The 12,229-nt window shown below is 74.2% G+C and carries 16 protein-coding genes; 5 read left to right on the top strand and 11 right to left on the bottom strand.

Annotated features, from left to right (window positions below):
* Position 1: 1 nt before the first annotated feature.
* Positions 2–712, top strand: coding sequence for a hypothetical protein (locus BKA21_RS13040; protein WP_140459515.1), 711 nt, complete (start codon positions 2–4; stop codon positions 710–712).
* 371 nt (positions 713–1,083) lie between these two features.
* Here BKA21_RS13040 and BKA21_RS13035 read toward each other — a convergent pair whose 3' ends face one another.
* The 6 genes from BKA21_RS13035 to BKA21_RS13010 form a co-directional block, all read right to left on the bottom strand.
* A complete protein-coding gene (locus BKA21_RS13035) occupies positions 1,084–1,569 on the bottom strand; it encodes a hypothetical protein (protein ID WP_140459514.1) in 486 nt (161 codons plus the stop codon).
* Positions 1,570–1,580: 11 nt separating this feature from the next.
* On the bottom strand, positions 1,581–2,000 hold the full coding sequence (locus tag BKA21_RS13030; RefSeq protein ID WP_140459513.1) for a hypothetical protein: 420 nt from the start codon (positions 1,998–2,000) through the stop codon (positions 1,581–1,583).
* A 180-nt stretch (positions 2,001–2,180) separates the two neighbouring features.
* Positions 2,181–3,146 (bottom strand): hypothetical protein, encoded by a 966-nt coding sequence (locus BKA21_RS13025; RefSeq protein WP_140459512.1) that lies wholly within the window; start codon positions 3,144–3,146, stop codon positions 2,181–2,183.
* A 48-nt stretch (positions 3,147–3,194) separates the two neighbouring features.
* Positions 3,195–3,662, bottom strand: a complete 468-nt coding sequence (locus BKA21_RS13020) for a helix-turn-helix domain-containing protein (protein WP_140459511.1) — start codon at positions 3,660–3,662, stop codon at positions 3,195–3,197.
* Positions 3,659–3,859 carry a hypothetical protein gene (locus BKA21_RS13015; RefSeq protein WP_140459510.1) on the bottom strand — a complete coding sequence of 67 codons (201 nt, stop codon included), beginning with the start codon at positions 3,857–3,859 and terminating at the stop codon, positions 3,659–3,661. The genes BKA21_RS13020 and BKA21_RS13015 overlap by 4 nt, the downstream gene beginning before the upstream one ends.
* A 268-nt stretch (positions 3,860–4,127) precedes the next feature.
* Positions 4,128–4,676 (bottom strand): PAS domain-containing protein, encoded by a 549-nt coding sequence (locus tag BKA21_RS13010; RefSeq protein WP_239072822.1) that lies wholly within the window; start codon positions 4,674–4,676, stop codon positions 4,128–4,130.
* Positions 4,677–4,752: 76 nt separating this feature from the next.
* Here BKA21_RS13010 and BKA21_RS13005 point away from each other — a divergent pair, with 76 nt between their 5' ends.
* The 3 genes from BKA21_RS13005 to BKA21_RS12995 are packed head-to-tail and all read left to right on the top strand — an operon-like array spanning position 4,753 to position 7,292.
* Positions 4,753–5,781, top strand: a complete 1,029-nt coding sequence (locus tag BKA21_RS13005; protein WP_239072823.1) for an alpha/beta hydrolase — start codon at positions 4,753–4,755, stop codon at positions 5,779–5,781.
* Positions 5,782–5,790: 9 nt separating this feature from the next.
* Positions 5,791–6,519, top strand: a complete 729-nt coding sequence (trmB, locus tag BKA21_RS13000) for a tRNA (guanosine(46)-N7)-methyltransferase TrmB (protein WP_140459507.1) — start codon at positions 5,791–5,793, stop codon at positions 6,517–6,519.
* On the top strand, positions 6,516–7,292 hold the full coding sequence (locus BKA21_RS12995) for a LysR substrate-binding domain-containing protein (protein WP_140459506.1): 777 nt from the start codon (positions 6,516–6,518) through the stop codon (positions 7,290–7,292). Before trmB ends, BKA21_RS12995 begins: the two co-directional genes overlap by 4 nt.
* 32 nt (positions 7,293–7,324) lie before the next feature.
* Here BKA21_RS12995 and BKA21_RS12990 read toward each other — a convergent pair whose 3' ends face one another.
* The 4 genes from BKA21_RS12990 to BKA21_RS12975 form a co-directional block, all read right to left on the bottom strand.
* The gene (locus BKA21_RS12990) at positions 7,325–8,149 is read right to left on the bottom strand and encodes a MerR family transcriptional regulator (protein ID WP_140459505.1); all 825 of its coding nucleotides are present in this window, start codon (positions 8,147–8,149) and stop codon (positions 7,325–7,327) included.
* The gene (locus BKA21_RS12985; RefSeq protein WP_140459504.1) at positions 8,150–8,662 is read right to left on the bottom strand and encodes a DUF6194 family protein; all 513 of its coding nucleotides are present in this window, start codon (positions 8,660–8,662) and stop codon (positions 8,150–8,152) included.
* Between the two features lie 70 nt (positions 8,663–8,732).
* Positions 8,733–9,377 (bottom strand): dihydrofolate reductase family protein, encoded by a 645-nt coding sequence (locus BKA21_RS12980; RefSeq protein ID WP_140459503.1) that lies wholly within the window; start codon positions 9,375–9,377, stop codon positions 8,733–8,735.
* A gap of 123 nt (positions 9,378–9,500) precedes the next feature.
* Entirely contained in the window at positions 9,501–9,776 is a 276-nt protein-coding gene (locus BKA21_RS12975; protein ID WP_140459502.1) for a YlcI/YnfO family protein, read from the bottom strand.
* Positions 9,777–9,965: 189 nt separating this feature from the next.
* Here BKA21_RS12975 and BKA21_RS12970 point away from each other — a divergent pair, with 189 nt between their 5' ends.
* Complete coding sequence (locus tag BKA21_RS12970) at positions 9,966–11,549, top strand: methyl-accepting chemotaxis protein (protein ID WP_239072824.1); 1,584 nt, start codon at positions 9,966–9,968, stop codon at positions 11,547–11,549.
* A gap of 40 nt (positions 11,550–11,589) precedes the next feature.
* Here BKA21_RS12970 and BKA21_RS12965 read toward each other — a convergent pair whose 3' ends face one another.
* Positions 11,590–12,171, bottom strand: a complete 582-nt coding sequence (locus tag BKA21_RS12965; RefSeq protein WP_140459500.1) for a hypothetical protein — start codon at positions 12,169–12,171, stop codon at positions 11,590–11,592.
* Positions 12,172–12,229: the final 58 nt, after the last annotated feature.

Here is a 12,229-nt window from a genome sequence, read left to right as displayed (position 1 = left end):
CGTGAAGATCGTCCCCGTGCAGCACGGTGCCCTCGTCACAGCGGAGGGCACCGTGCTGCACGACGCCGGCAGGTTCGTCCTCATCCCCGAGGCGCACTGGACACCCGAGCTCGTGTCCATCGCACCGCTGCCGCCAGACCTGGGCTTCGTCGTGCCTATCGTCTCCGGCGACATCGGCGGCGCGGTCGGTTCACGCATCACCGTCACCGGCGCCTGGACCGGCAGCGCGATCGACGTGCACCGCACCACACCGGTGCCGACCACGCCGGCACCGGCCCAGACGTTCGCGCCCGCAGCGCTGGTCCCGCGGCCGGCCGGTATGCCGGGGCCGCCGGGTGACCTGGAGCGCGCGCTGCTCGACGACGGGACGATCACCGACCGGTGCGGCTACCACGACGGGACGCTGCACGTCGTCGCCGACGACGTCGACCTCGCCACCCGGCTGCTCACGCCGCTCCACGGCGACAGGCTGCGCGTCGAACGCGCTGTCTTCTCGCAATCGGCACGGCAGGCCGCCACTACAGCCATGCGAGCCGCGGTACCCCTGGACGTCGTGTGCGCATGGGGATCGGAACCCCACGACGACGCACGACCGACCGAGACGGTTCACTCCCTCGAAGCCGGGTGGATCACCGAGGAGCTCGCCACCACCCTCGCACCCGTGCCCGACGGGCTCATCCGAGTCCGCACCCACGTCACCTCAGCATCCTGACCACGTCACGACCGCGCCCCACACATGGTGCGGATCGCGAGGCGGGGCACGCGTGTTCGACGACGCAGCCACGTGCCGGGTGGGACCGCGCCGTCCGCAGTGGCGCACTTCTGCCGTCAGCACCCGACCCGCCAGGCGACGGCGGTCTGGTCAGGTCGGCACACCCTGCCGAACAAGCGGCCGAAACCCGTGGCCGCTTCGCCACCTGGCCGGAACCCAGCCCGGTAACGGCCTTGCGATCCGCCCGCGCTGCTCCCCGGTGGCCGGAATCGGGCGATTGCGGGCACCGACCAGGGGCGTGCCTAAGGATGAAGAGCGGGCCCCACCGAGTGGGGCCCGCTCTTCATCCGTCCGCTACCCGTGGGGCCGGCCTACTTGCCTTCGCTCACCACGTCGAGGGCCGCGGCCTGTGAGGTGCTGCCGGTGACGACGAACTCGCCGATCTGGGTCGTGCCGTCGACGTCGTAGACGGCGATGGTGTGGTCCTTCGTGCCCTCGGTCTCCTGCCAGCGCAAGGCATCGGCGGGCGAGGTGAAGCTCTCGGCTGCGGTCGTGCCGTTGGCCTCGTCCAGGTCGGTCTTCAGGACGTACCCGACCTTGCCGTTCGTCGCCACTGCACTGATGAGGTCCGGCTCGAGCTCGGGCGCCTGGGCGATCGCAGCGGACCCGTACGTCTGCCCCAATGCGTTCTCCTGGTACTCCGGGGCGGGGATCTGCGTCACGCGCCCGTTGGGCATCGCGCTGGGGATGCTGTGCAGCAGCCCTGGGACTGCGACCGCGACCGCCGCGCTTCCTCCGACAAGTACGGTCGTCGTCACCGCTGCGATCACGACGGCGCGACGAGTGCTGGTCTTCATGGCTGCCGTCCTCACGAGTTCTGGTTCGGTGAGATGAAGGTGTAGACCGAGTTGTACCCACTGCCGTTCCACCCGAGCGAGACGCCGTAGCTGTACCAGGCCCCCGTGGCGTTCAGCAGGCACGACGATCCCGCGACCGTCGTCGTACCTGACGGGTTGTACTGGTTCGTCCCCTCGCACCTGAGGGTGCCTCCGCTGGTGAAGAGCCGGCCCCGTGCCCCTCCCCAGCCCGCCGCGAGACTGCCCGATCCATTCTTCTGGGTCCGGGTGCTCGCCACGGCGTAGTGATCCGTCGGGTTGGTGTTGATCCAGGCGAAGTTGAGGTACGAGACCCCGTTCGCGCTGAAGTAGCCGGTCGAGCTCGACGCAGTACCGGCGTATGCCGCCGTCGCGCCGCCCGCGAGTACGAGTGCGAGCACACCCGCCAGCACCGCTGCCCGTCGTCTTGTTCGAACACGTGCACTTGTCATAGCGCCCCCTGCGCTTCGATGATCGTGCCCTTGACCCTGGGCCGAACCACCGGACCCGTCAAGCCCCAGGTAGGCGCGCCCATCGCACGCACGACGCTCCGGGTCGGCTCAGGTCGTCGATGCCGATGAGAGCCGACACCTCTACCGGGCAGGCGCCGTCCCCCGGAGCCGGGCTAGGACATCGGCGGCCGCCGCGGCGCGGGCGCCGGCCTTGGCGGGCGCGGTGCCCTCGCCCACCACCTCGACGTCGGTGCCGGCGACGCGGGTGGTGACGCCGGCAGTGTGCACCAGGTCCGCGCCGGGCCGCGTCACGGCCTGGACCTCCCACGTCAGGGGGTCGAGGGCGCCGGCCTGGACGAGCTCGTTGAGGACGCTGACCGGGTGCGCCCCGGCGGCCACGCGCGCAGCGCCGTCCGCGACCATCACGCCCGGGGCGGTCGTTGTGGTGGCGCCCGACGTCGACGAGCTGGAGCCGGTCGGGCCGGTGGGCGGTTCACCGGTCAACGTCCCGCGGGTCACGTGCACGCCGGCCTCGCGCAGCCACTTCGTCAGGACCGGGGTCTGGACGTCCAGGACGTCGCTGGCCTGACGCACCGACCACCCCCGGTGCAGGTACGTCGTGGCGAGCTCGACGACCCGGGCCCGGTCCCGTGCGGTGTCGGCCGGCAGACCCGACCACGAGAACAGCGCGGTGACCCCGGCGGCGTCGACCTCAGGCGTCGTCGTCAGGTACGTATTCGTCGTCTCGATCAGGTCGAACACGTACACCGTCGCCCCGCCCGGGCCAGTGCGCACACCGAGCTGGTACGCCTGGGAGTACGCGACGTCGCTGACGATGACCGACCACAGGACGTCCGCCCCGTCATCGGTGCCGTCCGAGGTCCACCGGACCTGCAGCGCATCACCGGTGTCGACCAGAGCCGCGGACGTCAGCCGCGCACCAGAGCACACCGTCGGGTCACCGGTCGCAGCAGGACCAGGAACAGCGCTGGCCTCGACCGTCGACGTCGCCATCGTGGCCGTCTCACCGCCCGGCCCGTCGCCAGCACCGGCGCACCCACCCAGGAGCAGCACACCGACCACGACGAGCCCGACGGGTCTACTCACGTCGGCCAGCGTAGATCCCGCCCGCGCGCCACGCAGGGCCGCCCGGGCTCAGGCGCGCGGCCGCGGACCCACCGCACCAGGACCCCGGCTCACGCCCGCGCGAGCAATGGGTGCCGGCTCGGCCAGGGGCCGACCAGTGGCGATGCAGGTGCGGACCCTGGGCCAGGAGATGGTCCAGCGCAGGTCCTGGGTGGCGGGGATCGCGCCGGCCCGCACGAGCCGGTTGATGTTCGCCGGCGGCAGGTCCAAGACCCGGGCCAGGCCATGCGAGGTGAGCATGCCGGGCTCGACGTGCCGTGCGGGCAGTGCCGGGACAGAGCTAGCGCCGTCGGGGCCGTGCAGGGTGACGGCGATCGCGGGGGCCCAGAACCGCCACGCCCGCCCGAACCGCACCCCCGGGATCGTCCCGACCGTCGCCCACCGGGCCACGGTCGCCGGGAGCTTGCCGGTGAGGGTGGCGACGTCGTCGAGGGTCAGCACGTGCGGGTGCCGGCGCTCGGGCGCCGGCGCGCTCACCGCCCGTCCCCGGGGACCGTGACGACCTCCACGCGGACGCCTTCGACGGGCACGTCGAGGGCGACCGCGACGAGCTCGGCGGCAGCCTGGGCGACGTCGTCCAGGTGCAGGGCCTGGGTGAGGCCGTCGACGGCGGGCACGCTGACGATCCACCACCGGCCCTGCCGGGTCGCCGTCGCGGTGTAGACCTCGCTCATCGCTCCTCCTGGTGGACGTCACCGATCACAGGGCACGAACCCTCCCACGGGCCCACCACCAGCAGCACTCCAGCGCTCCGACCACCCACCCAGGGCGAGCCGACGCACCTCGGGCACGGTCGCCTCTTGCCCCCGGCCCGGCAGCACCCCTGCCGTGAACATCTTCCGGATCGAGGACATCCCTCGGCGGGCCCCCGGGGGGTCGGGGGCCGCCGCGGCCTGCTCGTGCTCGCTCACACCCGCGCGCGTTCACGCACCGCGCAGACCCTCAGACGTCCTGCTCGTGCTCGCGCACGAGGCCCCAGAGCCACTCCTCGTACGTGCACCCGGCGTCCGCCAGGACGCCGCGGAGCATCGCGGTGGAGGCGTCGACCGCGGCGTTGCCGGTGGGGTGCCGGGCCTCCTCGGCGAGGAGCTGCGCGTAGAGGGGCTCGACCGCGCGTACCGCGGCGGGCTGCGGCCACCGCCGGCTCGAGTGGTAACCGGTCAGCGCGCCCGTCGCGTCGTAGGTCGGCGTGACGTGCGCGAGCACCCAGTAGCCGACGCCGTCGGCCGCGAGGTTGAGCACGTACGCGAACACCTCGTCGCCGCCGCCGATCGTGTCCCAGAGCAGCCGGAACACGGCCCGGGGCATGGCGGGGTGGCGGATGATGCTGTGCGGGGCGCCCAGCAGCTCGCGCTCGGTGTACGCGCTGACGCGGACGAAGACCTCGTTGGCGTAGGTGATGCGCCCCTGCCGGTCCGTCTTGGAGACGATGATCTCCTCGTGCCCGAAGGAGCGCATCGCACCCGTCGGGACGACCTGCCCTCGTCGCACGGTGCCCCCTCGCCGTCGAGGCCGGCCCCGCGGCGTGCCGGAGGAACAGGCGGGGTGCCGGTGGCACGATCGTAGGGTGACCACCGACGGCACGCCCGCCCAGACCGCACGCCCCGACGGACCGGACGGGGAGGTGCCCGACGTCCTCGGCGACGGGTGGGTCGCCCGGACCCTCGCGCTGCGGCCCGACGCCGTGCAGGCCCGGACCGGCGTCGCCCCGGTGGCGACGCTCGTGCGGCGGGTCCGCCCGCAGCCGCCGGCGCGGGGCGCGGTGCTCTACCTGCACGGGTTCGTCGACTACTTCTTCCAGACGCACGTGGCCGACGCGCTCGCCGACGCGGGCTGGGACCTGCACGCGCTCGACCTGCGCGACCACGGCCGCTCCATCCGCCCCGGTCGCCCGCCGAACACGACCACGGAGCTGGCGACGTACGCGGAGGAGATCGACGCGGCCGTCGAGCTGCTGCGCGCCACTTACGAGCGGGTCGTGCTGCTCGGCCACTCCACGGGCGGCCTGACCGCGGCCCTGTGGGCGCACGCGCGGCGGGGGCGCGGGCGCGTCGAGGCCGTCGTGCTGAACTCGCCGTGGCTCGACCTGCAGAAGCCGCAGCCGCAGCGCGCGGCCGTCACCGCGGCGGTCGCGGTGCTGGGACGGGTCGCGCCGCGCCTCGTCGTCGGCAGCCTCGCCGAGCACTACGGCCGCGCCCTGCACACGGGCACCGGCGGCGAGTGGGAGTACGACCTGACGTGGAAGCCGCACACCGGCTTCCCCGTCACCGCCGGGTTCATGCGCGCCGTCCGCCGGGGGCAGGCGCAGGTCGCGCGCGGTCTGGCGATCGACGTGCCGGTGCTCGTGCTCACCTCGGACGCCAAGGGCCCGGACGACGTCTGGCACGACGCCCTGCTGACCACGGACTCCGTGCTCGACCCCGCGCAGATGGCGGCCCGCGCGCCGCTGCTCGGACCCGACGTCACGCTCGTCGTCGTCCCCGGCGGCGCCCACGACCTCGCGCTGTCCCCGCCCCCGGCCCGCGAGCGCTACCTGCAGGAGGTCCGCGCCTTCCTCGACGAGCGCGTGGCGGGGGCGGGGCCGGCGGGTCCGTAGGGTGGTGGGGTGGCTTCCCGGGACGTGTTCACCCATCGGGCGGCGCGCCCGCACGAGCCGCTGCGCACGTTCCACCCGCGCCGTTCACCGCTGGGGCGCGACCGTTCCGACGCGCTCGACCGCCTGTTCGACGTGCACGGCTTCGCCGTCGACGACCCCCGGCACGCTCCCCCGCTGACCGCGGACGGGCTGCTGGACACCGAGGCTTTGTTCGGCCGTCGGGCGCCGGTGGTGCTGGAGATCGGCTCGGGGATGGGTGAGGCGACGGCCGCGATGGCGGCGGCGGACCCCGCGCGCGACTGGCTGGCGGTCGAGGCGCACCTGCCGGGTGTGGCCGCGCTGCTGGTCCGCGTCGAGCAGGAGGACCTGACCAACGTGCGGGTCGCGCACGGCGACGCGCTGCGGCTCGTGCGCGCGCGCGTCGCGCCCGGCAGCCTCGACGCGGTGCACGCGTTCTTCCCCGACCCGTGGCCCAAGGCGAAGCACCACAAGCGCCGGCTCGTGCAGGCCGAGCACGTCGCGCTGCTGCGGGAGCGGCTGCGCGTCGGCGGCACCCTGCACGTGGCCACCGACTGGGCGGAGTACGCGGAGCAGGCGGTCGAGGTGCTCACCGGCGATCCCGCCCTGGTCGGCGGCGTGGTGGACCGCCCCGCGCACCGCCCGGTGACGCGGTTCGAGCAGCGGGGCCTCGACCTGGGCCACGCGGTCGTCGACGTGGTCGTGGAGAAGGTGCGATGAGGCTGTGGCTCGTGCCGGGCGTGACCCCGGACCGGTGGCTCAAGGTGTGGGCGCAGCGCCTGCCCGACGACCCGCTGGACGTGGTGCGCGGCGGCTCCCACGAGGCGGTCGAGGCCGTGCTGGCCGGCGACGTCGACGCGGCGGTCGTCCGCCTCCCCCCGGTGGACCCGACGACCGGCGACCGGCTGGACGCGCCCGTCCCGCCCGGCCTGGCGCCGGCCACCCCGAGCACCCGCGACGGCTGGGCGGTCGTGCCGCTGTGGACGGAGGACACGGTCGTCGTCGTCCCCAAGGAGCACGTGGTCACCGTCGTCGACCAGGTGGACGCCGCCGACCTCGCCGACGAGCCCCTGGTGGTGCCCGCCGACGACGCCCTCGGCTGGCTGCCGCCCGGCCACGACGCGGACGTCACGCAGGCCCCGGACGTCGCGACCGCCGTGTCGCTGGTGGCGTCCGAGGTCGGTGTGCTGGTGCTGCCCGCGGCGCTGGCCCGCGCGCACCGCGACGAGGGCACCACGGTCCGCCCCGTGCCCGACGCCCCCGGCTCCCCCCTGGCCCTGGTGTGGCGGGTCGACGCCGAGCACCCGCACGCCCAGGAGCTCGTCGGCATCCTCCGCGGACGCACGTCCGCGAGCTCTCGCGGCACCGCGGCCCCCGACCCCGAGCCGCGCCCGGCCCGCAAGGCCACGCCCCCGCCGGCGCGCGGCCGCCGCACCGCGACCGGCCGCCCCTCCCCCTCCCGCACCGGCAAGGGCCGCCCGCGCAACCACTGACGTGGTGGCGCCACGCGCCGGGCCAGGACCGCTCACGTGCCCCGGTCCGGCGCGTGGCGCGCGTTCGCGGTGATCGCGGCGTGGACGTATTGGGCGAAGCCGGGAGCCACGGCGTCCCACTGCGGTGCCGCGCCGGGCTCGGCGAGGTAGCCGTCGGCGACCTGCACGTGCCGTGCGTGGTCGCAGTCGAAGAACCACCGCTCCAGGTGACGGCGGTGCTGCTCGGCCGCGGCCAGGGCCCTGGGCCCGTCCGGCGGGTCCCCGGCGTCCAGGGCGGCGGCGAAGGCCCCGACAGCGCCGTCGGCGTCGGTCTTGATCTGCCGCCAGTCCTCCTCGGTGTACGCCGCGGTGCGGCGCGCCAGCCGCTCGTCAGGGCCGCTGGCGTCGTCGGTCCCGGTCGGGCGGGTCTCGCCGCGTCCGGGCACGGTGGCGCGGGCGAGGCGGGCGGCGAAGGTCTCCGTGCCGAAGATCTCCAGCTGCTGCTCTGCGGTCAGCGAGATGCCGGATCTCAGGGCGTCGAGCTCGTCCTCGATCGCTGTCAGCAGTGCGCGGGTGCGCTCGAGGCGGGCGCGGAGCATGGCGTGCTGGCGACGCAGGTGGTGGGCGGCGTCGGTGTCGGCGAGCAGGCGGGCGATCTCGGGCAGCGGCAGCTCGAGCTCCCGGTAGAACAGCACGCGCCGCAGCCGCGCGAGGTCAGCCGCGTCGTACAGGCGGTGCCCGCCCGGGCTACGGCCCGAGGGGCGCACCAGGCCGATCCTGTCGTAGTGGTGCAACGCCCGCACCGACGTGCCGGCGGCGGCCGCGACCTGCCCGACCGTCCAGCTGACGACGGCCCCTCCAGCGGCCTGGTCGTCCACCTACCTCTCCCGGTACCGGGCAGCGGCGCGCGTGCAGGCCTGCTCCAGCAGCACCCGGAGCCGGCCGGCGGTCGCCGGCCCGGGGCACACCACGCACACCCACCCCTGCGCGGCGTACACCGGGTGGGGCAACCACACGTCGGCAGCGGTGTGGTCGACGTCAGCCGCCCGGGCCTCGGCCGGCGGGTAGCCGAGCAGCTCGGCGAACAGCTGCCGCCCGGCGGAGACGTTGACGCGAAAGACCCCGGGGCGGTCCAGCCGGGAGGCGGTGTCGAAGCCGGGGTAGTCGGAGGTGACGACCGTCGCGAAGGGCTGCCACCGGCCCGGCTCGGCGTTGCCGTCCGGGTCGTAGGTGATGAACGAGTCACCCCACGCGGCCGGAGGCGCGTCGCTGCCCTCCTCGACCGTCTCCACGATCACACCGGGCAGCGCCCGCGCCCAACCGAGCACGCCCTCGACGTCCACCACTCCCCCGCCGTCACCGTCTCGGCTCTGACCCACAGTCCTCGTCATCCCGCCGACGCTAGGACCTCACCCAACGTCAGGTTCAAGTCCCGAGCGGCTGCCCCGCAGCATCGACCGGTCAGCGCCGCCAGAGCAGGTGGTGCACCACCCCGCTGGGGCTGGGGACGACGTCGTGGTGGTAGCGGTCGTCGAGCTCGTCCGGGGACTCCCAGAGCCGGGTGCCCGAGCCGAGCTCGAGCGGGGCGACCGCGACGTGCAGGGTGTCGACCAGGTCCGCGTCGAGGAACGCGCGGATGGTCTGCGCGCCCCCGCCCAGGCGGACGTCGCGCCCTTGCGCGGCCGCGCGCGCCTGGTCGAGGACGTCCTGCGGCGTGGCGTCGACGAAGTGGAACGTCGTGGCGCCCAGCGTGAACGAGGGGCGCAGGTGGTGGGTGAGCACGAAGACGGGCGTGCGGAAGGGCGGCTCGTCGCCCCACCAGCCCTGCCACGCGTGGTCGACCCAGGGGCCGCGGTGCGGGCTGAACTTGTGGGCGCCCATGATCTCGGCGCCGATGCCGTGGTGGAAGTCGCGGGCGAGGTGGTCGTCGAGCCCGCGCGACCCCCCGGGCGACGTCCGACCGGGGAAGCTCGCCGTGCCCAGCAGCCACGACATCAGCACCCCCGGGTCGGCATGCCCGAACGGTCGTTCCAGGCTCTGGTCGTCACCGGCGCCGTACCCGTCGGCGGACACGGTGAAGCTCTGGACCCTCAGCAGCTGCGGCATGACGCTCCTCGTCTCGGTCTCCACTCAGACCGCCGGAACCGCCCGTACTCATCGCCCGTCGGCCGCCAGACCAGCTGGCGTGAACAGGTCGGTACCCATGCCCGCATACCTGCGCCGGCCCGCTCACTCGACGTCCGACAGAGCACCCGCCACGTCCTCGGCGCTCGGGGACGGGATCCCGAGACGGGCGTAGACCGTGTCCGCCGGACGCGCCGGCACCCGGCCGGAGCGCGCGTCCTGCGCCTCCGCGAGCAGGCGCTGATCACGCTCCACGCGTTCGACGTGGGCCTCCAGAGCATCAAGCACGAGGGACGCACTCGTGCGTTGCGTCGCCGTCGCCAGCCGGTCGAGCCGGCGGAGGAGGTCGTGCGGCAGGCGCACCGTGATGACGTCTCCCATCTGTCGGAGGGTACGCGCGCCGCGATCGGCGCCTTGGTGATGCACCACGTCCCCGTGTCGGACGTCCGTCCATTTCACCCGCTGCGGGCCTCACCCGGGTGAGGCGTCGTGCCGTTGGGGCTGTGACGGCCGTCACCACCGATGGCTCCCGCCTGCCGACCACTCGGCCGACCGACAGGAGCAGCACCCGTGCAGCGCAGCACTCGTTCTCTCACCGTCCGCCAGCGCCTCGCCGCACTCGTGGCGCTCACCGCCCTCACGCTCGTGGCCGTGACCGTCGTCGCCGTCGGCGGCGTCGAGCGGCGCATCACCGACGAGCGGACCGTGGCCACGCAGCACGTGGTCGAGACCGCGCTCGGGGTCGTCGAGCACTACGGCGCCCTGGCCACCGCCGGCACGCTGCCGGAGGCCGACGCGCAGGCGCAGGCCCTCGACGCGCTGCGCGCGCTCCGGTACGGGGGCGAGGAGTACTTCTGGGTCAACGACATGGGCCCCACGATGCTCATGCACCCCATCAAGCCCGAGCTCGACGGCACCGACCTGACGATGAACGAGGACCCCGACGGCCTGCGGCTGTTCGTCCGCATGGTCGAGGTCGTGCAGGCCGACGGCGCCGGCGTCGTGGCGTACCAGTGGCCCAAGCCCGGTGCGGAGGACCCGCAGCCGAAGATCTCCTACGTCGCCGGGTACGAGCCGTGGGGCTGGATCGTCGGGTCGGGCATCTACGTGGACGACGTGCGCGCCGCCGCCGTCGCGGACGCCCGCGGGATCGTCGCCGTCGCGGCGCTCGCGCTGGCCCTCATCACGGCCCTGGGTGTGGCCGTCTCGCGGTCGATCACCCGCCCGCTGGCCCGCGCCACGCAGGTGCTGGCGTCCGGCGATCTGCACGCACGGCTCGACGAGGGCGCGGGGCGCACCGAGCTTGAGCACCTCGCCGCAGCGCTCAACGGCACGCTCGACCGGACGACGGCGGCGTGCACCGAGGTCAGCGCGGCCGCGTCCGCGGTGAGCGCGTCCGTCGACACCCTCGTCGGCACCAGCGAGGAGCTCTCGGGCGCCGTGCAGGACTCCAGCGCCCGCTCCCGCGACATCGCGGCGAGCGCCGGGCAGGTGGCCGACCGCATCGAGTCCGTCGCCGCCGGCGCGCAGCAGATGGACGCGTCCATCGGGGAGATCTCGCGCAACACCGCCGACGTGGCGGCCATCGCCGCGCAGGCCGTCGAGATCGCCGCCCGCACCACCGGCACCGTCGAGGAGCTCGGCACGTCGTCGGCGCAGATCGGCTCCGTCGTCCAGGTCATCACGGGCATCGCGGAGCAGACGAACCTGCTGGCGCTCAACGCGACCATCGAGGCGGCGCGCGCGGGCGACTCCGGCAAGGGGTTCGCGGTCGTCGCCGGCGAGGTCAAGGACCTCGCGCGGGAGACGGCCCGGGCCACCGGTGAGATCGCCGGGCAGGTCGAGGCCATCCAGGGCGCCGTCGCCCGGGCCGTGGAGGAGATCGCGCAGATCAGCGACGTCGTCCGCCGCATCGACGACTACCAGTCGACGATCGCCGGCGCGGTCGAGGAGCAGTCCGCCACGACCGCGTCGATGGCCGGTTCGGTCGCGTCCGCGGCCGACGAGGGCCGCGGCATCGAGGACGGCCTGCAGGTGGTCGAGCGCGCGCACGACCGCTCGCTGGAGTCGATCAGCACGATCCGCGACGCCGCGCACGACCTGCGCAGCACCGCCACCCGCCTCACGGAGTCCGTCGCCGCCCTGCGCGGCTGAGGCGGCCGCCTCCCCCACCGGCCTGAGGTGACCGGCCGGGCTAGATCCGGCCGGTCGCCTCCAGGCAGCGCAGGTAGTGGACGAAGGTCTCGTCCGAGAGGTCACCCGGCACCATGGACGGCCACGGCGTCTCGTCGCCCGGACGTCGGGCAGGGAACCCGATGCGCGCCGCCAGGGCGGTCGCGAAGGGCCGGGTCTGGCCGTACACCTTGAACCCCGTCACGACGTCGCCCTCGCGCTCGAGGACGACGGACGTGCGCTGACCCAGCCCGTGCTGCGTCAGCAGGAGCCGGTACGCCAGCGTGTCGCCGGGGTCGTCGGGGTCCTCCACGAACAGGTCGCGCCAGTACGCGTCCTGGTCGGCCGCCGCCACGTCGTAGACCTCGCGCGCCTCGTCGTCGCGGATCCGAGCGAGGACCTCCGGGTCCGTGATCGTCATGAGCGTGTCGACGAGCCCCTCGCGGACCTCGTCGTCGTTCTCGTAGTCCTCGCGCCGGATCGCGGTCACGGGGATCGCGTAGGCGCGGTACTCGTCACGCAACCAGGCGACCACCTCGTCGAGGGGTGCGGGGCCGATGCCGGCGCCGCGCCATCGCTCCAGGAGCTCGTGCAACCCGGCCATCAGACCGTCGCTCCGTCGCGTGCGCGCATGGTGGTGCCCCTTCGCAGGAGTGCGGTGG

The sequence above is a fragment of the Cellulomonas oligotrophica genome (genome assembly GCF_013409875.1).
In the GTDB taxonomy this organism is placed as follows: domain Bacteria; phylum Actinomycetota; class Actinomycetes; order Actinomycetales; family Cellulomonadaceae; genus Cellulomonas; species Cellulomonas oligotrophica.
The sequence above is the reverse complement of the archived record's forward strand: the minus strand, read 5'-3'. Positions and strand labels throughout refer to the sequence as shown.